The organism is Pseudomonas sp. EA_35y_Pfl2_R5 (assembly GCF_963970805.1).
GTDB lineage: Bacteria > Pseudomonadota > Gammaproteobacteria > Pseudomonadales > Pseudomonadaceae > Aquipseudomonas.
Window position 1 is genome coordinate 1 of record NZ_CAXAOW010000011.1, and the last position, 23,553, is coordinate 23,553.

Sequence of the window (23,553 nt, forward strand, 5' to 3'; positions counted from 1 at the left end):
TTGGCACTGAGCTGGCTCACCTGGGCCAACCAGCGCTGAAAGGCTTGAGTATCCATGGTGGGCTGACCTCACAAGCGGATGTCTGCCTTAAAGCGTAGTCCTTGCAACACGGTCTTGGGACATAGCCTTTTTTATGGTCAGCCATCCTTGGCGGCCACCCTTAGGGTTGTCGCTGCGCGATGCCAAAAATGATTCCCGATCATTTTTTCTGCCTGCTGTTCCGGCCGTTTGCCCCTAGTTACGCTGTAAGCCGCTGTGCAGCGCCAGATCCCAAGGTGCTACCGGGCCAAAGCGGGCCTTGAGAAACTCCAGCAACAGACGGCTGCGTGAGTCGGTTTCCCGTTCCAGGCGCAGCGCATAAATGCCGCTGGGCTCGGGAGCAGGTAGGCCGTTTTCACAGAACAATGGCAGCAGTTCACCACGCAATAAGTAGTCGCTGATCAGCCAGGTTGGCAAATGGGCGATGCCCAGGCCGGAGAGGGCGCTGAATAGTAATGCTTCGGCGTTATTGGCGGTCATGCGCAGGCGTTTGGGGCGGCACAATTGCAGTTTACCGTCCTGCTCGAAGCGCCAGGCATAGGGCGGCGCGAGGCTGTCCCAGTCGAGGCCGTCATGGTCTATCAACTCACTGGGGCTGCGCGGCACGCCGCGACGAGCCAGGTAGTCGGGGCTAGCACAGACGACTCGGACCATGGGTGATAGCGCTGTGGCGACTAAACGGGTGTCTGCCAGTGGGCCGATGCGCAGCACCAGGTCGACTTCACCCAGGTGGGTGCCATGCAGATCGACGAAGCTGTCGATCAGACGCAACTGCACATCCAGGCCTGGATAGGCGACCAAGAACTCGGCAATCGCTGGGGCCAGATGCCTTCGGCCGAACGGTGCTGGGGCATCAACACGAATCAGCCCTTCTGGTGCGCTGCTCAGCGATACGGCTTCGGCGCGGGCCAGGTGCAGCTCGGCGAGAATGCGCCTGGCTCGTTCGGCAAACGCCAGGCCAGCGGAGGTGGCGCGCACGGCATGGGTGCTGCGGCTGAACAGGTTGCTGCCCAGCGAACGTTCCAGTGCATCGATGCGCCGAGCCACTGCTGAGGGCGTCAGTGGGTGACGGCGGGCCGCAGCGGAAAAACTGCCGTTTTCCAGTACATCGAGAAACAGGCTGAGCTGATCGGTCAGGCTATCGGGGTTCATGGGTAAGCCCTGCTGTGCGTTATGTGCATAGCCATTTTGCGTTGCTGTGCGTTTCACGGCTAGTGTCGAGGCGCTAGGCTGTGCGGCATCACTTTGGAGCCCACTGATGACCTTGCTCGACTTTGCCTTGAACCTTCTGCTTGGGCTTGCCCTTGGCACCCTAGGTGGTCTGTTTGGAATTGGTGGTGGCTTGATCGCCATTCCGGCGCTTGGCGTGTTGTTTGGCTTGGATCAGCAATTGGCTCAAGGCACGGCGTTGGTGATGGTCGTGCCCAATGTGCTGTTGGCGCTGTGGCGTTATCACCAGCGCAACCGTATCGACTGGCGGCATGCGTTGGCCCTCGCTGTGCCAAGCCTGATGTTTGCCGTGCTGGGCGCAGGCTGGGCAGTCACTGTGGATGCCGAGCGCATGCGCCTGGGTTTTGTGGCCTTCCTGGTATTGCTGGCGGCCTACAACCTCTCTCGGCTGTATAGCAAACCGGCCATGCTCTCGGTTGGCCTGCGTTATCCCTGGCCCTGGTTGACGCTGCTGGGCAGTGGCGCTGGTTTGCTCGGCGGGTTGTTTGGTGTTGGCGGCGCGGTATTGGCGACGCCGGTGCTGACCACGCTGTTCGGCACCAGCCAGGTTATGGCGCAGGGGCTGTCCCTGGCTCTGGCCGCGCCAAGCACGGCCGTAACGCTGGCGACCTACGCGGCCCATGAACATGTCGATTGGCTGCTGGGGGCGCCTTTGGCGCTAGGCGGTTTGCTCAGCATCAGCTGGGGCGTGAAGTTCGCCCACGCGCTGCCAGAACGGGTATTGCGCGGGTTGTTTGCCGGCTTTCTGCTGCTCTGCGCGGTATTGCTCGCGCTTAAAGTCTGAAACCTTCGACGATTTGTTCGGCCAGGGTTTCGGTGACCTGCGACTGGGTCTGGCTGTTACGCAGTAATACGATGCTGGCGGAAGGCATCGCCGGTAAGCCTTCGGCAGTGCCGATGATGCGCATGTCCGGGGTAATCAGACTTTGCAGCTGTGCGGTAATCGCCAGGCCGGCGCTGACCACCGCCATGATCGCCGAGAGGCTCGGGCTGGTGTAGGCGATACGGTATTCGCGCTCCATGGCGTCCAGCGCGTTGCAGGCCCAGGAGCGGCAGAAACACTGGGCATTAAACATCGCCAGCGGCAGCGGCTCCTGTTCATGCGGGCTGAAACCCTGGGCTTCGGCCCAGACAATACGTTCCTGGCGCAACAGTTGGCCGATCTCGGTGCCTGGCTCGCGGGTGACGATGGTCAGGTCGAGATCCTGGCGTTGCAGCAGTTGGAACGACGGCTCGCAGTGCAACTCCACCTGCACCAGCGGGTAGGCCTGGGCGAAGCGCGAGAGGATGCCGGGCATAAAGCGCATCACATAGTCGTCCGGTGTGCCGATGCGCACGGTGCCGACCATGTGCGGGGCGCGCATGCTGGTCATCACCTCACTGTGTAATTTGAGAATGCGCCGAGCATAACCGAGCAGTAACTGGCCCTCGGCTGTGAGGCTGAACTGGCGGCCGTCGCGCAGAAACAGTGGGCGTTGCACCACGTCTTCTTCCAGGCGTTTCATCTGCATGCTGACGGCCGACTGGGTACGGTTGACCATTTCCGCAGCGCGGGTAAAACCGCCGTGATCAGCAATCGCGACAAAGGTGCGCAGCAGTTCGCTATCGATGCTCGGGTAGCTGGCCATACATCAATCTCCGAGATGCATTACATAAGAAACATTCGTTGGATTGATCATAAGCCGAGCGCGAGACTGTCGCCAACCCCACAAGGAGGGCGACGAGATGAAAGGTCAAAAAGGTTATGCATTAGTCAGTGCTGGACGCTTACAGGGCCGCCGGCCGTTGGAAATACTGCGTGCGGTTGGCCGTCAGTTTTCCCGCTGGTGGCAGCTGGCCGAACAACGGCGGCGCCTGGCCATGCTCGATGATGCGGCATTGAAGGACCTGGGCTTAAGCCGCGCGGATGTTATCCAGGAAAGCGAGCGCTCATTCTGGGATGATCCCATGGCGCGCTGAGTCGCTGGCCATGTGCATCGAGGCTGTGATGCGCGTAGGGCTCAGTCAGGGCAGTGGTTATTCAGGGATTTACATAAATAAGGAAAGCATTGATGTCTAGCTATCAACTCGCGCAGTTGAATATCGCCACGATGAAGGAGCCGCTGGAGTCGCCAAGCATGGCCGACTTTGTCGCCAACCTGGAGCGCATTAATGCGCTGGCGGAATCCTCGCCCGGCTATATCTGGCGCTTGCAGGACGAGGCGGGCGATGCCACGGCGTTTCGCCCGTTTGGTGACGATGTGCTGGTGAATCTGTCGGTATGGCGCGATGTGCAGGCGCTCAGTGATTACGTGTACAAGTCCGCCCATACCGAGATGCTCAAGCGGCGCCAGGAGTGGTTCAGCAAGGTTAGTGAAGCGCATATGGTGCTGTGGTGGGTGCCGGCGGGGCATCGGCCATCGGTGCAGGAGGCTGCCGAGCGCTTGGCGTTGTTGCGTGAGCAGGGCGCCAGCGCGCAAGCGTTCAGTTTTCGCCAGGCATTTACGGCGCCGGATGCGCGCGTGGCTGAGCCTGCCGAGTAGCGGTAAGCCATGGTTTGCTGCGACTCTGTTTGAGCCGTGGGCGAGGCGGGCGGATCACCGGAGCGGCAAGCGTGCGGCGCATCCGCTACAATGCGCGCCGAATTTGTCTTGCCCGAGAGCCCGCCCATGTCCGCCTGCCAGACCCCGATTATCGTTGCCCTGGATTTCCCGACCCGTGATGCCGCGCTGGCATTGGCTGATCAGCTCGATCCCAAGCTGTGCCGGGTAAAAGTGGGCAAGGAGCTGTTCACCCGTTGCGGGCCAGAGATCGTCAACGCCCTGGCGGGCAAGGGCTTTGAGGTATTCCTCGATCTGAAATTCCATGACATTCCCAATACCACTGCCATGGCCGTTAAGGCTGCGGCGGAGATGGGCGTGTGGATGGTCAACGTGCACTGCTCGGGCGGCCTGCGCATGATGGCGGCTTGCCGTGAAACCCTGGACAAGCTCGCTGGGGCCAAGCCGCTGCTGATTGGGGTAACCGTGCTGACCAGCATGGAACGCGAAGACCTGGCTGGCGTTGGCCTGGATCTCGAACCGCAGGCTCAGGTGCTGCGTTTGGCTGGGTTGGCGGCGCAGGCTGGTCTGGATGGCCTGGTGTGTTCAGCTCAGGAAGCGCAGGCGCTGAAGGTCGCTTACCCGGCGCTGCAGTTGGTAACCCCGGGGATTCGTCCGGCCGGCAGCGCTCAGGACGATCAGCGCCGTATTCTGACACCGAGTCAGGCGCTGGACGTGGGCGCGGATTATCTGGTGATCGGCCGGCCAATCAGTCAGGCCGCTGATCCAGCTCAGGCGCTGGCGGCTGTGGTGGCTGAACTGGCCTGATCCTGGCGGCAAGGCTGGTTTCAGGCTTGCCGCGGTGAATCTGTTTTTGAAGTTGTATACAATCGCTGCATTTCGACTAGCCAGGTTTTCTCCATGCATCCCGCCGCCGAAGATTCGCCACTGGGCAAATCCAGCGAGTACATCGCTACCTACACCCCGTCTCTGTTGTTCCCGATTCCGCGCGCCGCGAAATGGGCCGAACTGGGCTTGAGCGCCGAGACGCTGCCGTATCAGGGCGTGGATTTCTGGAACTGCTTTGAGCTGTCTTGGCTATTGCCGTCGGGCAAGCCGGTGGTGGCCATAGGCGAGTTTGCCATTCCCGCTGACTCGCCGAATATCATCGAGTCGAAATCCTTCAAGCTGTACCTCAACTCGCTAAACCAGTCGCTGTTCAACAGCGCTGATGAACTGGTAGCGGTACTGACACAAGACCTCTCGGCAGCCGCCGGCAAATCAGTTGGCGTGCGTGTGCGCAGCCTGGCGGAGGTCACGGCCGACGGTGTGCAGGCCGCGCCAGGTATCTGCATTGACGAGCTGGATGTGGCCATCAGCAACTATGCGCAACCGCAGCCTGAGCTGCTGCGTTGTGATTCCGCGCGAGTGGTCGAGGAAAGCCTGCACAGCCATCTGCTCAAATCCAATTGCCCAGTCACCGGTCAGCCGGATTGGGGCTCGCTGGTGGTGCAGTACCGGGGCTTGGCGCTGGATCACGCCAGCCTGCTGGCTTACCTGGTGAGCTTTCGCCAGCACGCAGATTTTCACGAGCAGTGCGTTGAGCGGATTTTTCTCGACCTGCAGCGCCTGCTCAAGCCGGAGCATCTGACCGTGTATGCGCGTTATGTACGGCGTGGCGGTTTGGACATCAACCCCTATCGCAGCAGTGGACCTATCAGTCCTGACAATCAGCGCTTGGTGCGCCAGTAATGAAAAACCCCAGCTAGAGCTGGGGTTTTCGTTAGCGCCTGTCTCGGATCTGCTGTGCGTCGGCGATACTGCGTTAAAAACAGCCTCGGTAAGCCACATGTGGCTAACGCGCTTTAGCGCGACCCGAAGGGCGAGTGAAACGAGTAATGCTCATTTACAGCCGTAAACTCCGCTTCTTCGGCAGTTTTGACCAGCCGGAGGCTGTTACTAACGTAGCGCCTTGTCCCGCACTAGCTCGCAAGATCCGAAAGGCTCTATGCAGGTGCTTTAGATGCCCATATTGGCCAGACTCTGCACGATATTACGTAGGGTGCCGGCAATCGTCGGGTGGCTGGCTTCGAAGCGCTCTACCGCGAGATTGACCCCGTCGATCAGGGTTGCGTCAGGCGCGGCTGCTGCCTGGCGGGCCAGTTGCAGTTCAATATCCTGGGTCAGGACAAACAGCTCGGCGCGCTCGTCTTCAGTCAATGGTGTTTGCTCGGCCAGTTGGTCGCGCAGATCTTGCAGTTGTTGCTGCAGGCGGCTTGCAGGCATGGAGTTCTCCCTTTGGTAATCGACAGACTGACTGACCTTGCGCGGGCGCGAAAGGTCCTGCATATCTTCAGGTTAATCCAAGCACGCCGCCTTTGCTTGCTTTGGATCAAGCGCCGAGTACTGTTTCAGCGGGCAATTGAGTGCTGGCTCAGGGTTTCTCGCCTTTGTGGCGGCGCAGGCTGAGGTCTGCCAGGCAGGTGGGCAGATCGCTGAGTTGGTCGATCACCGAGTGCACGCCAATGCGGTACAGGCTCAATGTGGCCTGGCTGCGCAGTCGATCACGGTCACCCATCGGCAGGCTTTGCCAATCAGCCGGTGCCAAGCCGCAGAGCGGGCCACTGATTGCCAGGCCGATGGTCCAGATACCGGCATTCAAAGCCGCCTGCAGCAAGCGCGGTTCGCCACTCACCAGTACGCAGCCTGCAAGCTGATCTACTTGTAGCTCCATCAGGCTACGCCAGATACCGTCGGGCGCCGGCCAAGGGCGGTGGTTGTGGTTCGGCATACCGGGTAACCAACCCGGTAGTGCGCTGGCCAAGCTGATGCTGGCGTCGCGGGGTAGCTCATCGAGCCAGGCGCAAGGTACCGCTTGCTGTTGCAGTTGCTCAAGCAGTGACAGGGCAGCTGGCGTGGCTTCGGCATGCTCGCATGCCGTCTCGCAGAGCCTCTGCTGATAGGCCTGCCACTCTTCAGCCAAGGGTTCGCGGCCCAGTGCCTGTTGCAGGCTCTGGGGATTGTCTGCGGCCGGATAAAGTCGTTGTAGGGTGAGGGGGATGGTGCGTGCGCCAAAATCAACCAGGCAGCCGGACAGGCTAAATAGAATGGCGGTGAAGGCGGGCGAGATGGCGGGCGCTTGCATGGTCCGTCCTTGAAAAATAATCTAGCCCAAGCTAACGGTTCCAGATTACAGACAGATGAAGGCTTTGTTTCTCTAGGCGTGCATTCAGCCGTCGAGCTGTACGGCAATAGAAAGTAAGTTTTTTGGCTATTTGTTCATCCGCTATGCTGCCTATTTAGTAGGCTGGCACCTTATAATGCGCGGCCCGATTTGGCCGCCTGCGGCAACCTGAGCATTTTCAAGGAGCGACTGTGATGCGTATGACCGGTGCGAGCTGGATTGAACGATTGAGCCTGTTGATAACCGTTACTGGCGCGCTGTGGCTGCCTGCTCTGGCGCAAGCCAATGAAGAGGACCCCTGGCAGGGCTACAACCGCTTTATGTTCCGGGTCAACGATAACGTTGATACCTACACCCTCAAGCCGTTGGCCAAGGGTTATCAGGCGGTGACGCCGCAGTTTCTCGAAGATGGCGTGCACAACATCTTCCGTAACATCGGTGATGTCGGCAACTTGGCCAATAACCTGCTGCAAGGCAAATTGCATGACGCTGGGGTTGATGGCGGCCGCTTGATCTTCAACACCACCTTCGGCCTGCTGGGCTTCTTCGATGTCGGCAGCGCTATGGGGCTGCCGCGTAGCGATGAAGATTTCGGGCAAACCATGGGCGCTTGGGGGCTCAATAGCGGGCCTTATGTGGTGCTGCCACTGTTAGGCCCAAGCACCGTGCGTGATGCTTTTGGCAAGGTACCGGACAGCATGCTGACCGCGCCTGCGTATATTGACCATGTGCCGACGCGCAATGTGGTACGTGGTGTTCAGGCGGTTGACCTGCGGGCCAGCTTGCTCAAGGCCGAGCGTATGGTCAGTGGTGATAAATACATCTTTATCCGCAACGCCTACCTGCAGAACCGCGAATTCAAAGTGCGCGATGGTGACGTAGAGGACGACTTCTGAGTTCTCGTGTGCACAAAAAAGGCGGCCAAGCGGGCCGCCTTTTTGTTGGCCGAGCATTTCAGTTCATGGAAATAATCGCCAAGCCTAATGCCTGGCGGCCGTCTTCCATGGTACTGACACGCATCACTTCGGCTTGGGCATCCAAACCGCGTAATTCATTGTGATCAGAAGCAATATGCACCCGCACCTTGTCGCCTAACTTCACTGCACTTTCGGCTTCCAGCTGCATGCCGGTGCTGGACAGGTCGAGGCACAGCGCGGGAATTTCCTTACCGTCATGGTGCAGGGTGACGGGGGCCTCTAGCCGCATGCGGATGTAATCGCGTTTCTCACTGTAGGCACGATCATTTTGGCTCATGGGCTTTTTCCTCTTGTTATGGGGGCTGTCCTGCAGCTCTTATAACCTTCGCCGATTTGAGGTGTAAAGTCGTGCGGCGACGACCGGCACCCGCTTGAATCACGTAACGGATGGGAGTACCGTCTGCGCCTTGAAGCAAGCCGAGTTCGCGCGGCCAGGCGGTTGCCCTGACGCATAAACCAACCCATACCCGGCGCAGTTTGCCTGGATACCTCATGCACACAACCAGTGCCACGCTGCTGATAATCGATGACGACGACGTAGTGCGTGCGAGTCTCGCCGCCTACTTGGAAGACAGTGGTTTTCACGTGCTGCAGGCCGCCAATGGCTTGCAGGGGCTGGAAGTCTTTCATGCGGAGTCGCCGGATCTTGTGATCTGCGATCTGCGCATGCCGCAAGTAGATGGTCTCGAGCTGATCCGTCGTATTAACGCTCTGCAAATAGATACTCCGGTGATCGTGGTGTCCGGTGCTGGAGTCATGAGCGATGCCGTCGAGGCCTTGCGTCTGGGCGCTGCCGACTATCTGATCAAGCCACTGGCGGATCTCGCTGTGCTTGAGCATTCGGTGCGTCGTGCCCTGGATCGCGCCAATTTGCGCCTGGAGAACCAGCGCTACCGCGATGAGTTGGAAACGGCCAATCGCGAACTACAAGCCAGCTTACATCTGCTGCAAGAAGACCAGAACGCTGGTCGCCAAGTGCAGATGAACATGCTGCCGGTGACGCCGTGGCAGGCTGATGGGTTGAATTTTGCCCACAAGATTATTCCTTCCTTGTACTTGTCTGGCGATTTTGTCGACTATTTTCGCGTCGATGACAGCCGTATCGCTTTTTATCTGGCCGATGTTTCCGGGCATGGTGCCTCGTCGGCATTTGTCACGGTGCTGCTGAAATTTATGACCACGCGCTTGCTGTACGAGTCGCGTCGCGGCGGCAATCTGCCGAATTTCAAACCCTCTGAAGTGCTCGGTCATATCAACCGTGGCTTGATTAACTGCAAGTTGGGCAAGCATGTGACCATGTTGGGTGGTGTGATCGATCAGGCCAATAACCGCCTGACCTACAGCGTTGGTGGTCACTTGCCGCTGCCGGTCCTTTACAGCGAAGGGCAGGCGCGTTATCTGGAAGGTCGCGGCCTGCCGGTCGGGCTGTTTGTTGAGGCCGAATACAATGATCTGGAACTTGAATTGCCGGAAGACTTCAGCTTGACGCTGCTCTCCGATGGCATCCTTGATCTGCTGCCGGGTGATACCTTGAAAGACAAGGAAACCCATTTGCCGCAGCTGATCAGTTCTGCGGGCGGTACTCTGGATGGCTTACGTACGGCTTTTGGGCTGGCCAATCTGGGGGATATGCCGGATGATATTGCCTTGCTGGTGTTAAGCAGGAACCTTGCATGAACCCTGGGATAAGCCCCGGTAGAATCCAATTTGCCGAGCAAGATGGTACGTTCATCTTGAAGTTTGTGGGTGAAGTGCGCCTGACACTGTGTTCGGCCCTGGATTCGACCATCGAGAAAATTTTCACTGCGCTGAACTTCTCAGCCATAGTGATTGATCTCACCGAGACTCGCAGTATCGATAGTACGACCCTTGGTCTGCTCGCCAAACTGTCGATTCTGTCGCGGCAGAAGATCGGCCTGTTGCCAACTGTGGTGACCACCCATGCCGACATCACGCGCTTGCTGCAGTCGATGGGGTTCGATCAGGTGTTCAATATCGTCGATACGCCGGTGCCGTGCCCGGATTGTCTGGATGACCTGCCGTCGCAGGATCAATCGGAAGAGGTGGTACGTGCCAAGGTGCTGGAAGCGCACCGGATTCTGATGGGCTTGAATGAGTCCAATCGCGAAGCTTTCCACGATCTGGTCAATGCTCTCGAGCACCACTGACTAGGGGTGTTAAACAAGCGGGGCGCTCATTGAGCGCCCCGCTTGTTTTCAGGCCATTCAGGCTTGAGTGGTGAGCAGTTTTTCCAGCTTTTCCTGATCTCGGGCAAACAGGCGGATGCCTTCGGCGAGCTTTTCAGTACCCATGGCATCCTCATTCATGGCCCAGCGGAATTGGCTCTCGTTCAGGCTCTGCTTGGTTGCGGCGGCTTTGCCAGGGCTGAGCAGGCGCGCCAGTTGTTGCGGATCATCGGATAGTTGCTGCAGCAGCTCGGGGCTTATGGTCAGGCGATCACAGCCAGCCAGTTGCTCGATCTGGCCGATATTGCGGAAGCTCGCGCCCATTACCACGGTCTGGTAGGCGTTGGCCTTGTAGTAGTTGTAGATGCGCGTAACCGACTGCACGCCGGGGTCTTCTGCGCCGACAAAATCACGGCCTTCGGCCTTCTTGTACCAGTCGCAGATGCGCCCGACGAAGGGTGAAATTAAAAATACGCCGGCATCGGCGCAGGCCTGGGCCTGAGCGAAGGTGAACAGCAGGGTCAGGTTGCACTGGACACCGGCCTTTTCCAGCTGCTCGGCAGCGCGAATACCTTCCCAGGTCGAGGCGATCTTGATCAGCACGCGTTCGCGACCAATCCCGGCCTCTTCATACAAGCCAATCAGGCGTTCAGCGCGGCGCAGGGTGGCCTGGGTGTCGAAGGACAGGCGCGCATCCACCTCGGTGGAGATGCGCCCGGGGATGATTTTGAGGATTTCACCGCCCACAGCGACGCCAAAATGGTCGCAAGCTAGGCCTAGATCGCCTTTGCCGGCAGTCACTGCGCTTGTCAGCAGTGCGCTGTAACCAGGCATGGCAGCGGCTTTGAGCAGCAGGGAAGGGTTGGTGGTGGCATCAACCGGCTTCAGGCGGGCGATGGCGTCGAGGTTGCCGGTATCGGCGACCACTGTGGTGAACTGCTTGAGTTGATCGAGCTTGGAGGTCATGGCGCAGCCTTGTCGTTACAGATGCCCCGACCTTACCCGAGTCAGCGGCCTTGCAGCAATTGCGCCGCTTGATCGAATAGCGCCAGGGGCTCGCTGGTCTTGTGAATGTCCACCGAGAGCAGTTGTCGAAAGCGCCGAGCGCCGTTGAAACCCTGGCCCAGACCGAGCATGTGGCGGGTGATGTGGTGCATGCTGCCGCCTTCGGCCAAGTGCGCGGCGATATAGCTGCGCATGCTCTGCATGGCCTCGAAGCGGCTCATTACCGGGCGGCTGGAGCCGAACAGTAGTTGATCCACCTGCGCCAGTAAGTAAGGGTTGTGATACGCCTCGCGGCCCAGCATCACGCCATCGAAGGTCTGCAGATGTTGCTGGCAATCTTCCAGGCTTTTGATGCCGCCGTTGAGGATGATCTCGAGGTCGGGAAAGTCCTGTTTGAGCTGCGCGGCCACTTCATAACGCAGTGGCGGTACCTCGCGGTTTTCCTTGGGCGACAGCCCTTCGAGAATGGCGATGCGCGCATGCACGGTAAAGCTGCGGCAGCCTGCATCGCGCACGGTGCCGACGAAATCGCACAACTCGGCATAGCTGTCGCGACCGTTGATGCCGATGCGGTGCTTTACCGTTACCGGGATATCCACCGCGTCCTGCATGGCTTTCACGCAGTCGGCGACCAGCTGCGGGTGGCCCATCAGGCAGGCCCCGATCATATTGTTCTGCACCCGATCACTCGGGCAGCCGACGTTGAGGTTGACCTCGTTATAGCCCGCTTCCTGCGCCAGCTTGGCACAGGCTGCCAAGTCCGCCGGCGCGCTGCCACCTAATTGCAGGGCCAGTGGGTATTCCGCCACGCTGTGGCGCAGAAAGCGCGCGTTATCGTTATGCAATATCGCCCCAGTGGTGACCATCTCGGTGTAGAGCAGGGCGTGCTGCGACAGCTGGCGCAGGAAATAGCGGCAGTGCCGATCAGTCCAATCCATCATCGGCGCAACTGAGAAGCGGCGGGACACTGGAGTCGGCGTGTTTTCTGGGGTTAAGCCTTGTAGCATGGGTGTCTCCGGTGTGCGTGTTTCTGACGTGTTTTCGGGGGTTTGCGGGCATTTTTAAAAGTCAGGTGGTACGCTGTACCACCTAAATGCTCGCATGTACCACCGGAAAACAGGATGTACCACCATGGCAACGATCAGGCCGCGAAAGAGGGCTGACGGCACGATCAGTTACACCGCTCAGATTCGAATCAAAAAAGATGGGGTGCAAGTTTACACAGAGAGCCAGACCTTCGCGCGCAAGAAGGCGGCCGAGGCGTGGGTGAAACGTCGCGAGACTGAGCTGAGTGAGCCTGGTGCAATCGAGCGCGCCAAGAGGGGCGGTGTGCTACTCAGGGATGTAATTGATAAGTACTTGGCAGAGGTCAGCCAGGCTCAGCCGCTTGGGCGGACGAAGGAGTATACGCTGCGTGCGATTGCTGCATCGTATCTGGGTGATATGACGCCAGCGCAGATGACCAGCCAGGTACTCGTCGACTATGCGCTATGGCGGATGGGCTCAGAGGGTGGTGGTGTTCAGCCGCAAACTGCCGGCAATGACCTGGCTCATCTTGGAGCGGTCCTGTCAGTCGCCCGCCCAGCCTGGGGGTATGACGTGCCTGCCGGCGCGATGACGGATGCCCGGATGGTACTCAATAAGCTGGGTTACAAGATGAAGAGCCGCGAGCGCGAGCGGCGGCCGACCCCGGCTGAGCTGGCACTGTTGCTTGAGCGGTTCTGTGATGTTTTGAAAGCACGCCCGTTGTCGGTTCACATGCCCAAAATCGTGCTCTTTGCATTGTTCTCCACGCGTAGACAGGACGAGATAGTGAGAATTCGTTGGGCAGACTTGGACGAAAGTCGGCAGGCGGTACTGGTCCGTGATATGAAAAACCCAGGGGACAAGTGGGGCAACGATGTGTGGTGCCATTTGCCTGCAGAGGCATTTGCCATCGTGCAAAGTATGCCGCGGGTCTATGAGGAGATTTTCCCGTATACAGGTGACGCGATACAGGGCGCGTGGGCGCGGGCGATTGAGAGGACGCAGATCGAGGATCTTCACTTCCATGACCTGAGGCACGGTGGCGTGAGTAGGCTGTTTGAAATGGACTGGGATATTCCTCGAGTGGCGAGTGTGTCTGGCCACCGGGATTGGAACTCACTTCGGCGCTACACCCACCTGCATGGGCGAGGGGATTCTTTCGAAGGTTGGGAGTGGCTGCCGAAGGTCATAGAGATGCCAGTGAGGTTTGGCGCGGCAGTGGCCAAGCGCAAGCAGCTTTCAAGCGTATAGCTGCTGGCATTCTTTTAAGGCTGCTGCGCGCTGATCGTCGAGATAGCTCGCCAAGTCTTGCAGGTGGATTCCCTTAGCGGACTTCTGGCTGTGCTCCAGGCGGGTGATCGGTATCCTTATTTGCCCGGCGAGAGCCTTGCGCAGGAACATCTCGGGGCTAAGGTGTGAAAAGTAATCCTGGCAAACTCTATCAAGTGGGATTATCACCTGCCCGTTGTATTGAGCCATCAGCAAAAACAGCGTTTTCATTGCTCCATGCCTTATTTGCCATTCCAGTTGGCTCAGCTTATCGAATTCATTTTTATTCCAAACAAGCTAAGTCGCAGACGGGCGTGTTTGCGCGAGCCGAATTGCTCTAAGTTTCTGGGCCTTTCACGCTGCTGGGGCTCTAGTGACTTGCCGAAGATGCCTAAGCAATCGCAGCGAAGCGCTCGATATGAGGGTGCTCGCGATGTGTCGCTTGCCAGAGGTCGTAATCGATTTGTACGCCAAGCCAGGTACGTGCCTTGCCTATTCCTGCCAATTCCAATCGGACGGCTAGATCCGTGCTAATCGGAGCACGCCCGTGCAAGATCCGCGATAGCGTCTCACGGGCAAAACCAAGTCGACGGGCTAGTTCAGCGATGCTGATATTGAGTTCTGGGAGCACGTCCTCGAGCAGCGTTTCGCCAGGATGTGGCGGGTTGAACATGGTCATGGGAAACCCCTCCTATTCAGTGGTAGTCAAGCTAGTCAAGGAGTTCTATGTCGCTACCAACGAATCGAAAGATCACTCGCCAATTGCCGTTTATGGTGAGAGACCAGAATTCTACAAGCTCCCCTTTAAGGGCATGCAGTCGCCACCCGGGTATGTCTAGATCGGATGGTTCGCAAGCTCTGTCCATAAAACTCAGCATCCGGCTTAGACGTTTCGGGTGATCGTTCTGGATGCCTTTGGTCGAGCCTGATTCGTAGAAAGTGCGTACAGCCCCAGGCCCAGGATCGTTTCCCCCGCAAGCCTGTGATCTGACCAACGCGAGGTGGTGATCAGTGCGGTAAATACCCTCCACAGCCAGTGAGGCAAGTGAGCGATCTACAGCGCGAGGTTCGTTTACGGATCGTGTTTCTACCACCGCCCCGATTGGATAGTTAGACAATTCCGCGCGGGCAGGCAGCGTCACGTAATGAGCCTTGCCGTCGAGGCCATCAACTACCAGGTAGCCTTGATCGTGCAGCTCATCTGCAAGCCCCTTGGCCATCACTCGGCCGACCACATTCGGGTTGCTGCCGCCTGCCTCGAAAACCGTTAGATCCCTCTGCGTGCCAGCCATGGCGCGTTGCATCGTGCGCACGATATCGCCACGTTCGCCCATGGCCCTCAAGGTAGTTTGAGCGTCGTTGCGTATGACCCATTCCCCCGTCCGGCTTTCATGGGCCAGTCCCATTTTCTCAAGGTACTGCAGACGGCCGATCAGTAACTGTCTGCGTGGATGGTTAACGAGGGTTTTCACACGCAGAACGTCCGCTTGGCGTTCCCGCATTAGGGTTCGATCTAAGCTGGTCCAGCGCTGCTGTTGCACCTCGCGCTGCAGTCCCTGGTAGATATCCAGTTCAGTACGCGGCCCCAGCCACTCTGTGGCTAGCTCTGCTGCACGATTGCGCATGCCCTCGGCGATGTAGTCGCGCGCTATCACCAGGTCCTTACCGGTATCGTCTTTGCCGCGCAGGACGATGTGAGTGTGCGGGTTGTCAGTGTTCCAGTGATCAACCGCTACCCAGTCAAGTTGAGTGCCAAGGTCGGCCGCCATTCGGCTCATCAGGTGACGTGTGTAGGTGCGCAGATCATCCAGTTGCTCAGCATCTTCGGGCGAAACGATAAAGCGAAACTGGTGCCGGTCCTCCTGACCCCGTTCCTCGAAGGCACCGACGTCCGCCTGGTCGGTGAGTGGGCCGTAGGCCTTGCCCGGATCGCCATCGCGACTGACACCGTCGCGCTCGATGTAGCGCAGGTGAGTAAGTGTCGAGCGCTTACCTGCTTTGCGCAGATTCACTAAGCGCGTCTTGATGGTCACACGACGGGCGTTGTGGTTCAGTTTTTGCGCGCTGAAACGGGCAGCGACATGTCCGCGGCCGATACCCGCGCCAGGTTGATGAGCTGCTTTTCTCGACTTCCCCGTGCCAGCCTTATTGGCCTGGTGTAAGACCTGATTGACGAAGGTTTGGCCGCGCTGCCGTGGCTTGCCTGGCTGGGGTCGAAACTCTTGCTCGTTATCTTTGTGGCTTCCCTTGCTCATATTGATTGCTCCTCAATGCTGATCGCAGATGGGCGTACCAGGCACACCTATAAGCCAGTGTCTGTGAGCGCTCTTGGTGATTCCGGCACCTGATCGTCTAGGCGGTGTGCCGCCTAAACCTCCCGTGCAGACCACCCCCGCGAGCCACGAAGTGCCGCCCCCTTTTATCTTGCCCTCTGCTTTTCTTCTGCCTTGGTCGTTCATAAGAGGGTCGCTAGGGATGGTGTGGTGGCCTGTGAACACGTCTCAGCGGAAGAGTGAAAGCGGTGTTTCCTGCACGCAGGCGGCGCACGACTTGGCAAGCGAAACACACGAGGTTGCTTAGTCGGTTGACGCGGAGAGTACCGACTCATGGGGGCGTCACCAGCCTCAAGGGCTGTGCTAAGCCGATTACTGCGTCGATCGAGATAGGGCCGAAGTAGCGACTGTCGAATGACTCCGGATTGCTGCTGAGCAGGAACAGTTCATCGCTCACCAAGTGCCGACAAACCTGCCAAGTCGGTAGCGGGCGACCTTGCCAATCCCATCGCAGTTGTCTGGCCACAAGCTTGCCGTCGATCAGTACTTGATTGCTCTGCACGCACACGTGCTGCGGTGCGATAGCGGCTACCGTTTTCAGCAGTGGCACGGTCGATGGCAGGTAACCGCGCTGCGCCGCAAATGCTGCTATCTCTGCCGGCAAGCGAACCAGAGCTAGGTCGCCAGTAGCCAGAAGACGAGCATCAGCGATGCGGTACCAACCTGCGGGCACGCTGTTGGAAGCGTTGTAGACGAGCAGGGGTGATGAGCTCGTGAGTGCAGTCCAGGCCAGTGCGAAGAAACTGCCGACGCTCAAGGCAATGGGCCCTAACGCATGACGACCCAACGGCGTCATGACGTGACCTCTGGGAACTCTCGTTCCAGGACATCACGCAGCATCTCCGCCATCGTTACACCGCGATCGAATGCAGCGAGCTTGATGCGTGTTCGCAGTGCTGGTGTGACGTCGAGCGTGAGTCGGGCGCTGTAGTGTTCGACTTTGACGCTGTCTTGGACGGCGCCCTGGCGTATCCAGTTATCGGCCTTGGGGTCTGCTAACGGACGAGCACCGATGTCGATGCGCTTGCCGCTCACAGCGACCACCGCAGCAGCTCGTCTACTAGGTTGCTGACTTCACGTGCGGCAGCGCTGTCCGGTGCTAGTTCGCACGCAAGGCGACCTGCAGCGACGCTCTCAGCGAAGACAATGCGTTGGCGTACTTCCGACTGCAGAGCTGGCAGCGGCTGTTCAGCCAAGGCGCTGCGTGCTTCCCGGCCAATTACCGTGGTGCTGACGCGACGGTTGATGGCAAATGCCGCGCGCAGCATAGGCCTGAACACCTGTGCCTCGCGAATCAGATTGACCATCTCCGCGCTCGCCCACAGATCGTAAGGGCTGGGCTGTACAGGGATCAAAGCACGGTCGGCGGCGAGCAACGCCGAGCGGGCGAGGGCGGCAATGCGCGGTGGTCCATCAATGATCACGTGATCGGCACGGCGAGCCAGTTCCGGGGCCTCCTGATGCAGCGTCTCGCGTGCGAGGCCGACGGCGCTGAACAACCGAGGCAATCCCTGCTGGCTGCGTCGTTGCGTCCAGTCCAGTGCAGAGCCCTGTGGGTCAGCATCAAGCAGGATGACGTTGTTGCCACGCAGGGCCAGTTCGCCTGCGATGTTGGTGGCCAGGGTGGTCTTGCCAACTCCGCCTTTCTGGTTGAGCAGAGCAACAATCATGGTCGAGTCTCCCTGGCCAGATAGGCCCGATTTTCACCTGTCCACAATCGGGCAGCTTCCCAATAAAAAGTTAGAGCTTTTAAGTTAGTTAAGTTAAGGGCGGGTGTAGGCCGCGCCAGACGTGGCCTGCAGAGCATTTTGTGCGCCTGATGGCACGATGGTGATGCTCCTGATAGCACGTGCCTGCTTGCGCCTGATAGCACGTCTGAATTCACAGCTTTTGCGCAGGTTATCCCCGTGCCGTATACGGCACGGCGCGGAAGGCGAGCAGTTCGGTTGAAGGGGTGAACCGAACGATGTTCATGTGATATCCAGGTAGCGACTGCCGAGCGACCAGTGCACGTAGGTCGAGAGCAAAATCTGAATAGCGGGCTGTGCTCCCTGATTTGCGGTACAGGTGGCGAAAGTCGAATTGCCAGCCGTCCTCCTGCTTCCCGCCATGCTTGCGCACCAGGCGATACAACCAGCGCTCGATGCCACCGGTGAGCCGGAAGTAAGCCGAGTCGATTGTTAGCACCAGCGCCTGGTCGAGTACCCCGCTGTAGAACCAATCTGGAAGGATCAACTCGATACCCAGCGGACGACCATCTGGTGCGGCGAGTTCCTTCCACTCGTTGATCCAGGAGAAGCGGTGCAGGCGCCTGCCAGTAGTCTCGCGGATTGAGGTGGCCACGCTGGTCGACTGCAGCCGATCCAGTGCGGCCTTGAGCCGCTGGTAGTCGCGCTGGGACGTGCCCCGGCCAATAAATCGCAGGATTTGATAGGGCGTTGCGCGCATCAGTCTCGAGGTCGGAATACCGGCATCGCGCGCTTCGACGATCTGACTGGCTGCCCAGATCAGGATGTCGGCATCCCAGATCGTAGCGATGCCATGCTCCAGCGTGCCCTCCACACGCACCGTCACTTCTCCTGAGTGAAAGTCGATAGGCGTTGTGCGCCGCGACTTGGCAAGCGAGAAGAACGGATTTGCCATCAGGTCCTGGGCGTCGCGTGGCGCCATATCGCCCGGTAATGCGCGGAACAGGTCTAGTTGCTCGTTCTGCGCTGGCAGGGTGTGCATGCAGCGACTCATAGGCGAGGGTTTCACTGGTCATCACGCTGAGCTCCTGGGTGGCGTTCGAGGTACTCAGGATCGAAGGTGGTCTCAAAGCTGCGCTCATTGGCCCAAGTCTCGAGATCTGCCAGGGCGTACATGACCCGTCTGCCGAACTTGTGAAAGCGCGGGCCACCGCCGAGTACGCGCTGTTTTTCCAGAGTGCGCGGCGATAAGCGCAGGTAGGTCGCTGCCTCGGTATTGGTGAGGTAGCGGGGTGGAGTACCGGCTTGCTTCGCGGTTGCTGTTTGATTGGGCGCTATTGGGGCCATGGCATGAGCCGTCGGCCCAGCCTTGCGATGACGCGGAGAGTCTAGGTCGACGCGATGCTGGTGGTGGGGCAGAGTCGGTAGTTGCGACATGGTGTGTCCTCCGTCGAAGTGGAAGGTGCACCGTGCGGCAGCCGTCGCGCTCGATCATGCCGGGTTAGGTCTGGGCGAACTCGCAGGAAGATCGGCGATGGATTGATGCCCCCAAGGTCTGGGCGCTGACCGAGTACGCTCACTTACGAGAACAACTGCGAATTGAAACGACATTTCGTAGACCAACTCGCGTGACCTCAAGGTTTTGCGTATCTACGGCTTTCTGTAGAACCTGAAATGCGCATATACGAATTTCTGTAGACACGTAAAAGCGTAAATCCGGTTTCCTGCAAATCCGTAAATCTGTAGATACGGATTGGCTGATTTGTGCAAAGACGTAAGTCCGTAAAGGTCTGAATAGGTCACTGCCGCAGAGCTCTTTTCTACATGCTCATGGCTGGTGTACACGCCAGTTCACCAGCCTTCAGGGTGGGGCGCGCGGGTGGCCGGCAGGACAGGAGCGCAAAAAGCAAAGGCACCGGGTTCGCCCCGGTGCCTTGATTTCACATCAACGGTTCCAAAACACATGCACTTGCTCAAAGTCCGTTTCCAGCGTGAATACGTCGCCGCCACACTCCATGTCTCGCGCCATGGCGGTGTAGTCGATGTAGTTGGCCAGGTGTGGGGGAATGCTGCTGGTTGCTTCAGTTAGATCTTGGGCGCAATCGGCCAGCGAGGCGTAGCATCCGCAATAATCTTCCTCAGCGGCGTTGCGTACCTCGTCAATGTCGTTGAAGTGGGCGAGTACAGACATTCTTTCAGTTGCAAACGACCCTTTGGGCAGAGCAGCTTTTATAGGGGGGCACGCTGTTGCTAGTAAAGGGATGTGGATTGAACTATAGCCGTCAACAGGGCGGGCGTTTAGAATTGCAGCGCTCAGGGATGGGCAGCGTTTTCGGGTAATGTGCATCACTTAGATGCTATTTAATGACAGGACGTCGCATGATGCATAGGAACTCTTCGCAGTATTTCAAGCAGGCTTTGACGAGTGCAGGCCTGAAAACAAGTATGCCTAGAGTGAAAGTGCTGCTCGCCTTGCAGGGCGAGCACTCTGAAGGGCTGACTTCTCGTCAACTCCACGAGCATCTTGTAAGTGCCGGTGAGGCGCTCTCTCTCCTTAGTGTCCGCCAAGTAATTGGTCGTCTGTGTGATCGGAATCTTCTCGTTAGAGTTGACCAGAGTCGTTATCGACTCAATCAAGCTGTTTTGCCTGAGCCAGAGCTTGGCGGGGTCTAGTTCTAGCGGGGTTCGGGTGCCGAAATATAAGGCCGGGCTAGCCTAGCTTGTTGTTGACAATAATTATCATTGCCACCTAGTATCCGTGCGCATTTGGAGTCGCCCCTTGGCTCCTTGTACCGGAATTACTTTGCATGAATGAGTTCGATAGCGCCTTGTTGGCGCTGCTGCTTGAGGACGAAGCGCCTCAGGCTGGCCGCATACCCTCACTGCAATCTGCCGGGCCGTCCCCTCTGTCATTCGCTCAGCAGCGGCTGTGGTTTTTGCAGCGTGTGGCTCCAGAATCGACTGCCTACAACCTTACTCGGGCGTTTCACTTACGCGGCAAGCTCGATGTGTCGGCGTTGGAGAGCGCCTTCCAAGCTGTTATGGCTCGGCACGCGGTATTGCGTAGTCGCTTCGACGACATTCAGGGTGAGTCTCAGCAAATTGCGCTTGATGAGGTGCCTTTCAGTCTTGCCATTGAAATGCACGCTGGCCTGTCTGAGGAGGTGCAGGTAGAAGTAGTTAGCAGCCGCTTAAATCAGGAGGCTGCGCGGCCCTTCGATCTGGCTCGGCCTCCACTGCTGCGAGTGACTTTGTTGCACTTCGGTGAGAACAGTCACGGCCTCTTGCTGGCCATGCATCATATAGTTTCGGATGCCTGGTCCAACCCTATTCTGGTGCGTGACCTAGCCGTCGCCTACGCACAGGCCCTGGCGGGACAAACGCCTGAACTGCCGGCGCTGCCTGTGCAATATGCCGATTACGCTGTTTGGCAGCGCCAGCAGTTGCAAGGTGAGGCCTTGGCGAGTGAGCTGCGTCACTGGTGCGACTATCTGGGCGAGCGCGTGCCGGTATTGGAATTTCCCACCGACCTGCCGCGTCCGGCCAAGCCGAGCCAGCGCGGGCAGCGCCTGCGTTTCGCCATTCCGGCCGAACTCACTGCACGCGCCCAGGCATTCTGCCGGGCCGAGGGCTTTACACCCTTCGTGCTGCTGCTGGCGACCTGGCAAGTGCTGCTGGCGCGCTACAGCGGTCAGCAGGCCTTTGCCATTGGCGTGCCCCATGCGGGGCGCAGCCGCGGTGAACTGGAGGAACTGATAGGTTTTTTCGTCAATACCTTGGTCTACCGGGTTGATCTGAGCACCCAGCCGAGTGGTCGCGAGCTATGCCGGCGGTTACGCCAAGAGTCCTTGTCGGCACTGGATCACGCCGAGTTGCCATTCGAACTGTTGCTGGAACAATTGCAAGTTGAGCGCGATCCGAGCAGGACTCCGTTGTTTCAGGCGATGTTCAACCTGAATAGCGGCGCTGAGGTGCGTCTAAGTCTGGCGGATATCGATATCGAGCAGCTGCGGATCGAGGCCGACAGTGCCAAGTTCGACCTGAGCCTGGATGTCGCAGTGCGCCCGGATGGCGTGCACTGCGAGCTGGAATACAGTCTAGATCTGTTCATGCCGGCCACCGCCGAGCGAATAGCGGCGCATTACCAGCAACTGCTAGGTGCATTGCTGGGTAACCCCGAATCAAGCGTCTGGCAGCTACCGCTGCTGGTAAGCGGCGAGCGCGATGCAGTGCTGAACCTTTGGAACCGCACCGAGCAGGCGCTGACGTCGGGCGGCGACATGCTGGCGCTGTTCGAGCTGCGCGTGCTGGCCGACCCAGAGCGCTGCGCACTGGTCTGCGGCGCAGAGCAGTTGAGCTATGCCGAGTTAAATGCCCAGGCGAATCGCTTGGCGCACTGGCTGCGCGGGCAGGGCGTGGGGGCCGAACAGTTGGTCGGCGTTTGCCTAGAACGCGAAGCCTTACTGCTTATCGCGTTACTGGCCATCCACAAGGCTGGTGCAGCCTACCTGCCGATAGATCCCGCGCAGCCGTCGGCGCGCAACGCCGACATACTCGGCCAGGCTGCGCCGCGTCTGCTGCTGACCTGTGAAGCGCTGGCTGGTCTGTTCGATAGCAGCTTGCCGGTGGTCACCCTGGAGTCGCTGGAACCGGCGTTGGCGACACTCAGCGAAACGAACCCTGGGTTGACTGCGCATCCACGGCAGTTGGCTTACTGCCTCTATACATCCGGCTCTACCGGCCGACCCAAGGGCGTGCAGATCGAGCGCGAAGCATTGGCCAATTTTCTCCAGGGTATCCAAGCGCATGCGCGCCTGACGGCCAATGACCGCTTGCTGGCGGTGACTACCCTGGGCTTCGATATCGCCGTGCTGGAGCTATTCCTGCCGTTGCTGCATGGGGCTTGCGTAGTGCTCGCCCAACGTGAGCAGGTGTTGCAGCCAGCCGCCTTGATCGAACTGCTGGAGACCCAGGCGATCAGTCTGATGCAGGCGACCCCGGCCACCTGGCAGATGTTGCTGGAACACGACAGTCAAGCCTGGCAGGGACTGCGGGTACTTTGTGGCGGCGAAGCACTGACCGGAGAGTTGGCCGAACGCCTGCTGGCGCGTGGTGTGCGTCTAAACAATGTCTACGGGCCGACCGAAACTACCGTTTGGTCGACGGTGCAGAAGGTTGAGCGAGTAGATGCAGCAGTCGTCCCTATAGGTCGGCCGCTGGTCAATAACCGCCTGTATATCCTCGATGAGTATTTACAACCGCAGCCGCCCGGCGTAGCGGGGGAGTTGTATATCGGCGGTGCCGGCCTGGCTCGTGGCTATGCCGGACGTGCTGATTTGACCGCCGCGGCCTTTGTGCCAAATCCCTTCGCTGTGGCCGAGGCTCCTGGAGCTGGAACTGGCAGCCGGCTCTATCGCACTGGCGATCTGGCCCGCTACCGCGCCGACGGCAGTGTTGAGTTCCTCGGGCGTCGGGACTTTCAGGTGAAACTGCGAGGCTTTCGTATCGAGTTAGGCGAAATCGAAGCAGCGTTGAGCGCCCATGGCGAGGTGCAACAGGCTGTGGTGGCGATACGCAAAGCACCTGGCGGACAGGATGCGTTGGTTGCCTACCTGCGCGCGGCTCCTGAGTTGGTCAGCGAAAGCCTCGGTCCCTATCTGCGCGAGCGGCTGCCGGCCTACATGCTGCCGGCGGCTTTCGTCAGGCTGGAGAATTTTCCTCTGAATGCCAACGGAAAGATTGACCGCCAGGCATTGCCTGCTCCTGTTTGGGGGGCGGGCGAAGCGGCGATGCCGCTGGTCAGTGATAGCGAAAGACGCTTGGCCGCGATCTGGGCTGACGTGCTCGGGGGAAGCGTCACTTCACGCCAGGATGAGCTCTTCGCTCTGGGCGCGCAGTCCTTGCAGCTAGTGCGCATCCAGGCGCGGATCGCCCGCGAGTTCGACTGCGAGGTGGCCTTGGCTGAGTTGTTTGCCCATCCGCGTCTGAGCGATATGGCCCTGTTAATCGAACAAGCCTGCCTGACACCTGAAGAGGATCAATGGGCGCAGATCGACAGCCTGTTGCAAGACTATGAATAAGCGTATCGAGGGTTACT

Annotated in this window: 26 protein-coding genes; 10 read left to right on the plus strand and 16 right to left on the minus strand. The window is 59.0% G+C overall.

Annotated elements, in window-relative coordinates; genetic code table 11:
- Nucleotides 1-234 precede the first annotated feature (234 nt).
- Complete coding sequence (locus AACX99_RS16700) at nt 235-1,191, minus strand: LysR family transcriptional regulator (protein ID WP_339413552.1); 957 nt, start codon at nt 1,189-1,191, stop codon at nt 235-237.
- Nucleotides 1,192-1,297: 106 nt separating this feature from the next.
- Between AACX99_RS16700 and AACX99_RS16705 the strand changes: the two genes are divergently transcribed.
- Complete coding sequence (locus AACX99_RS16705) at nt 1,298-2,053, plus strand: sulfite exporter TauE/SafE family protein (protein ID WP_339413554.1); 756 nt, start codon at nt 1,298-1,300, stop codon at nt 2,051-2,053.
- Here the strand turns inward: AACX99_RS16705 and AACX99_RS16710 are convergent.
- A complete protein-coding gene (locus AACX99_RS16710; RefSeq protein ID WP_339413556.1) occupies nt 2,043-2,897 on the minus strand; it encodes a LysR substrate-binding domain-containing protein in 855 nt (284 codons plus the stop codon). The two genes, AACX99_RS16705 and AACX99_RS16710, sit on opposite strands and share 11 nt — an antisense overlap.
- A 97-nt stretch (nt 2,898-2,994) precedes the next feature.
- Here AACX99_RS16710 and AACX99_RS16715 point away from each other — a divergent pair, with 97 nt between their 5' ends.
- From AACX99_RS16715 to queF, 4 genes are all read left to right on the plus strand, one after another.
- Nucleotides 2,995-3,228, plus strand: a complete 234-nt coding sequence (locus AACX99_RS16715; protein ID WP_339413559.1) for a DUF1127 domain-containing protein — start codon at nt 2,995-2,997, stop codon at nt 3,226-3,228.
- A 92-nt stretch (nt 3,229-3,320) separates the two neighbouring features.
- Nucleotides 3,321-3,791, plus strand: coding sequence for a DUF3291 domain-containing protein (locus AACX99_RS16720; RefSeq protein WP_339413561.1), 471 nt, complete (start codon nt 3,321-3,323; stop codon nt 3,789-3,791).
- Nucleotides 3,792-3,917: 126 nt separating this feature from the next.
- On the plus strand, nt 3,918-4,616 hold the full coding sequence (gene pyrF, locus AACX99_RS16725; protein ID WP_339413563.1) for an orotidine-5'-phosphate decarboxylase: 699 nt from the start codon (nt 3,918-3,920) through the stop codon (nt 4,614-4,616).
- 93 nt (nt 4,617-4,709) lie between these two features.
- Nucleotides 4,710-5,540, plus strand: a complete 831-nt coding sequence (gene queF, locus AACX99_RS16730) for an NADPH-dependent 7-cyano-7-deazaguanine reductase QueF (protein ID WP_339413565.1) — start codon at nt 4,710-4,712, stop codon at nt 5,538-5,540.
- A 267-nt stretch (nt 5,541-5,807) separates the two neighbouring features.
- Here queF and AACX99_RS16735 read toward each other — a convergent pair whose 3' ends face one another.
- Nucleotides 5,808-6,074, minus strand: a complete 267-nt coding sequence (locus AACX99_RS16735; protein WP_339413567.1) for a DUF4404 family protein — start codon at nt 6,072-6,074, stop codon at nt 5,808-5,810.
- A gap of 148 nt (nt 6,075-6,222) precedes the next feature.
- On the minus strand, nt 6,223-6,933 hold the full coding sequence (locus AACX99_RS16740; protein WP_339413568.1) for an HAD family phosphatase: 711 nt from the start codon (nt 6,931-6,933) through the stop codon (nt 6,223-6,225).
- Between the two features lie 233 nt (nt 6,934-7,166).
- Here AACX99_RS16740 and AACX99_RS16745 point away from each other — a divergent pair, with 233 nt between their 5' ends.
- Nucleotides 7,167-7,868 (plus strand): MlaA family lipoprotein, encoded by a 702-nt coding sequence (locus AACX99_RS16745; protein WP_339413569.1) that lies wholly within the window; start codon nt 7,167-7,169, stop codon nt 7,866-7,868.
- Nucleotides 7,869-7,926: 58 nt separating this feature from the next.
- Here the strand turns inward: AACX99_RS16745 and AACX99_RS16750 are convergent, their stop codons facing one another.
- Complete coding sequence (locus AACX99_RS16750) at nt 7,927-8,226, minus strand: PilZ domain-containing protein (RefSeq protein ID WP_339413570.1); 300 nt, start codon at nt 8,224-8,226, stop codon at nt 7,927-7,929.
- 215 nt (nt 8,227-8,441) lie between these two features.
- On the opposite strand from AACX99_RS16750, the gene rssB reads away from it, so the two are divergent.
- Both rssB and rssC read left to right on the plus strand, forming a co-directional pair.
- Nucleotides 8,442-9,626: a two-component system response regulator RssB gene (gene rssB / locus AACX99_RS16755; protein WP_339413571.1), complete on the plus strand. Its 1,185-nt coding sequence runs from the start codon at nt 8,442-8,444 to the stop codon at nt 9,624-9,626.
- A gap of 8 nt (nt 9,627-9,634) precedes the next feature.
- Nucleotides 9,635-10,117, plus strand: coding sequence for an anti-sigma factor antagonist RssC (gene rssC, locus AACX99_RS16760; RefSeq protein ID WP_339413667.1), 483 nt, complete (start codon nt 9,635-9,637; stop codon nt 10,115-10,117).
- Between the two features lie 57 nt (nt 10,118-10,174).
- Here the strand turns inward: rssC and tal are convergent, their stop codons facing one another.
- Both tal and dusA read right to left on the minus strand, forming a co-directional pair.
- Nucleotides 10,175-11,101, minus strand: a complete 927-nt coding sequence (gene tal / locus AACX99_RS16765; protein ID WP_339413572.1) for a transaldolase — start codon at nt 11,099-11,101, stop codon at nt 10,175-10,177.
- 41 nt (nt 11,102-11,142) lie between these two features.
- Complete coding sequence (gene dusA / locus AACX99_RS16770) at nt 11,143-12,147, minus strand: tRNA dihydrouridine(20/20a) synthase DusA (RefSeq protein WP_339413573.1); 1,005 nt, start codon at nt 12,145-12,147, stop codon at nt 11,143-11,145.
- 124 nt (nt 12,148-12,271) lie between these two features.
- On the opposite strand from dusA, the gene AACX99_RS16775 reads away from it, so the two are divergent.
- Nucleotides 12,272-13,417 carry a site-specific integrase gene (locus AACX99_RS16775; RefSeq protein WP_339413574.1) on the plus strand — a complete coding sequence of 382 codons (1,146 nt, stop codon included), beginning with the start codon at nt 12,272-12,274 and terminating at the stop codon, nt 13,415-13,417.
- Here AACX99_RS16775 and AACX99_RS16780 read toward each other — a convergent pair.
- The 9 genes from AACX99_RS16780 to AACX99_RS16820 form a co-directional block, all read right to left on the minus strand.
- Nucleotides 13,406-13,666, minus strand: coding sequence for a pyocin activator PrtN family protein (locus AACX99_RS16780; RefSeq protein ID WP_339413575.1), 261 nt, complete (start codon nt 13,664-13,666; stop codon nt 13,406-13,408). The two genes, AACX99_RS16775 and AACX99_RS16780, sit on opposite strands and share 12 nt — an antisense overlap.
- 160 nt (nt 13,667-13,826) lie before the next feature.
- Nucleotides 13,827-14,114 carry a HigA family addiction module antitoxin gene (locus AACX99_RS16785; RefSeq protein WP_339413576.1) on the minus strand — a complete coding sequence of 96 codons (288 nt, stop codon included), beginning with the start codon at nt 14,112-14,114 and terminating at the stop codon, nt 13,827-13,829.
- Nucleotides 14,115-14,145: 31 nt separating this feature from the next.
- The gene (locus AACX99_RS16790; RefSeq protein WP_339413577.1) at nt 14,146-15,690 is read right to left on the minus strand and encodes a DUF3363 domain-containing protein; all 1,545 of its coding nucleotides are present in this window, start codon (nt 15,688-15,690) and stop codon (nt 14,146-14,148) included.
- Between the two features lie 349 nt (nt 15,691-16,039).
- Nucleotides 16,040-16,564, minus strand: coding sequence for a S26 family signal peptidase (locus tag AACX99_RS16795; protein WP_339413578.1), 525 nt, complete (start codon nt 16,562-16,564; stop codon nt 16,040-16,042).
- Nucleotides 16,561-16,803 carry a hypothetical protein gene (locus AACX99_RS16800; RefSeq protein ID WP_339413579.1) on the minus strand — a complete coding sequence of 81 codons (243 nt, stop codon included), beginning with the start codon at nt 16,801-16,803 and terminating at the stop codon, nt 16,561-16,563. Before AACX99_RS16800 ends, AACX99_RS16795 begins: the two co-directional genes overlap by 4 nt.
- On the minus strand, nt 16,800-17,438 hold the full coding sequence (gene parA / locus AACX99_RS16805) for a ParA family partition ATPase (protein ID WP_339413580.1): 639 nt from the start codon (nt 17,436-17,438) through the stop codon (nt 16,800-16,802). Before parA ends, AACX99_RS16800 begins: the two co-directional genes overlap by 4 nt.
- A 229-nt stretch (nt 17,439-17,667) precedes the next feature.
- Nucleotides 17,668-18,498, minus strand: a complete 831-nt coding sequence (locus AACX99_RS16810) for a replication initiator protein A (RefSeq protein WP_339413581.1) — start codon at nt 18,496-18,498, stop codon at nt 17,668-17,670.
- Nucleotides 18,499-18,521: 23 nt separating this feature from the next.
- Nucleotides 18,522-18,803: a helix-turn-helix transcriptional regulator gene (locus tag AACX99_RS16815; protein WP_269381902.1), complete on the minus strand. Its 282-nt coding sequence runs from the start codon at nt 18,801-18,803 to the stop codon at nt 18,522-18,524.
- Nucleotides 18,804-19,401: 598 nt separating this feature from the next.
- A complete protein-coding gene (locus AACX99_RS16820; RefSeq protein WP_339413582.1) occupies nt 19,402-19,647 on the minus strand; it encodes an antirestriction protein ArdA in 246 nt (81 codons plus the stop codon).
- 616 nt (nt 19,648-20,263) lie between these two features.
- Here AACX99_RS16820 and AACX99_RS16825 point away from each other — a divergent pair.
- Nucleotides 20,264-23,536: an amino acid adenylation domain-containing protein gene (locus tag AACX99_RS16825; RefSeq protein ID WP_339413583.1), complete on the plus strand. Its 3,273-nt coding sequence runs from the start codon at nt 20,264-20,266 to the stop codon at nt 23,534-23,536.
- Nucleotides 23,537-23,553 lie beyond the last annotated feature (17 nt).

Excerpts from the sequence above, each read along its gene's own strand:
- AACX99_RS16700 (WP_339413552.1), bottom strand. The coding sequence starts at position 1,191 with ATGAACCCCGATAGCCTGACCGATCAGCTCAGCCTGTTTCTCGATGTA.
- AACX99_RS16705 (WP_339413554.1), top strand. The coding sequence starts at position 1,298 with ATGACCTTGCTCGACTTTGCCTTGAACCTTCTGCTTGGGCTTGCCCTT.
- AACX99_RS16710 (WP_339413556.1), bottom strand. The coding sequence starts at position 2,897 with ATGGCCAGCTACCCGAGCATCGATAGCGAACTGCTGCGCACCTTTGTC.
- AACX99_RS16715 (WP_339413559.1), top strand. The coding sequence starts at position 2,995 with ATGAAAGGTCAAAAAGGTTATGCATTAGTCAGTGCTGGACGCTTACAG.
- AACX99_RS16720 (WP_339413561.1), top strand. The coding sequence starts at position 3,321 with ATGTCTAGCTATCAACTCGCGCAGTTGAATATCGCCACGATGAAGGAG.
- pyrF (WP_339413563.1), top strand. The coding sequence starts at position 3,918 with ATGTCCGCCTGCCAGACCCCGATTATCGTTGCCCTGGATTTCCCGACC.
- queF (WP_339413565.1), top strand. The coding sequence starts at position 4,710 with ATGCATCCCGCCGCCGAAGATTCGCCACTGGGCAAATCCAGCGAGTAC.
- AACX99_RS16735 (WP_339413567.1), bottom strand. The coding sequence starts at position 6,074 with ATGCCTGCAAGCCGCCTGCAGCAACAACTGCAAGATCTGCGCGACCAA.
- AACX99_RS16740 (WP_339413568.1), bottom strand. The coding sequence starts at position 6,933 with ATGCAAGCGCCCGCCATCTCGCCCGCCTTCACCGCCATTCTATTTAGC.
- AACX99_RS16745 (WP_339413569.1), top strand. The coding sequence starts at position 7,167 with ATGCGTATGACCGGTGCGAGCTGGATTGAACGATTGAGCCTGTTGATA.
- AACX99_RS16750 (WP_339413570.1), bottom strand. The coding sequence starts at position 8,226 with ATGAGCCAAAATGATCGTGCCTACAGTGAGAAACGCGATTACATCCGC.
- rssB (WP_339413571.1), top strand. The coding sequence starts at position 8,442 with ATGCACACAACCAGTGCCACGCTGCTGATAATCGATGACGACGACGTA.
- tal (WP_339413572.1), bottom strand. The coding sequence starts at position 11,101 with ATGACCTCCAAGCTCGATCAACTCAAGCAGTTCACCACAGTGGTCGCC.
- dusA (WP_339413573.1), bottom strand. The coding sequence starts at position 12,147 with ATGCTACAAGGCTTAACCCCAGAAAACACGCCGACTCCAGTGTCCCGC.
- AACX99_RS16775 (WP_339413574.1), top strand. The coding sequence starts at position 12,272 with ATGGCAACGATCAGGCCGCGAAAGAGGGCTGACGGCACGATCAGTTAC.
- AACX99_RS16780 (WP_339413575.1), bottom strand. The coding sequence starts at position 13,666 with ATGAAAACGCTGTTTTTGCTGATGGCTCAATACAACGGGCAGGTGATA.
- AACX99_RS16785 (WP_339413576.1), bottom strand. The coding sequence starts at position 14,114 with ATGACCATGTTCAACCCGCCACATCCTGGCGAAACGCTGCTCGAGGAC.
- AACX99_RS16790 (WP_339413577.1), bottom strand. The coding sequence starts at position 15,690 with ATGAGCAAGGGAAGCCACAAAGATAACGAGCAAGAGTTTCGACCCCAG.
- AACX99_RS16795 (WP_339413578.1), bottom strand. The coding sequence starts at position 16,564 with ATGACGCCGTTGGGTCGTCATGCGTTAGGGCCCATTGCCTTGAGCGTC.
- parA (WP_339413580.1), bottom strand. The coding sequence starts at position 17,438 with ATGATTGTTGCTCTGCTCAACCAGAAAGGCGGAGTTGGCAAGACCACC.
- AACX99_RS16810 (WP_339413581.1), bottom strand. The coding sequence starts at position 18,498 with ATGCACACCCTGCCAGCGCAGAACGAGCAACTAGACCTGTTCCGCGCA.
- AACX99_RS16815 (WP_269381902.1), bottom strand. The coding sequence starts at position 18,803 with ATGGCCCCAATAGCGCCCAATCAAACAGCAACCGCGAAGCAAGCCGGT.
- AACX99_RS16820 (WP_339413582.1), bottom strand. The coding sequence starts at position 19,647 with ATGTCTGTACTCGCCCACTTCAACGACATTGACGAGGTACGCAACGCC.
- AACX99_RS16825 (WP_339413583.1), top strand. The coding sequence starts at position 20,264 with ATGAATGAGTTCGATAGCGCCTTGTTGGCGCTGCTGCTTGAGGACGAA.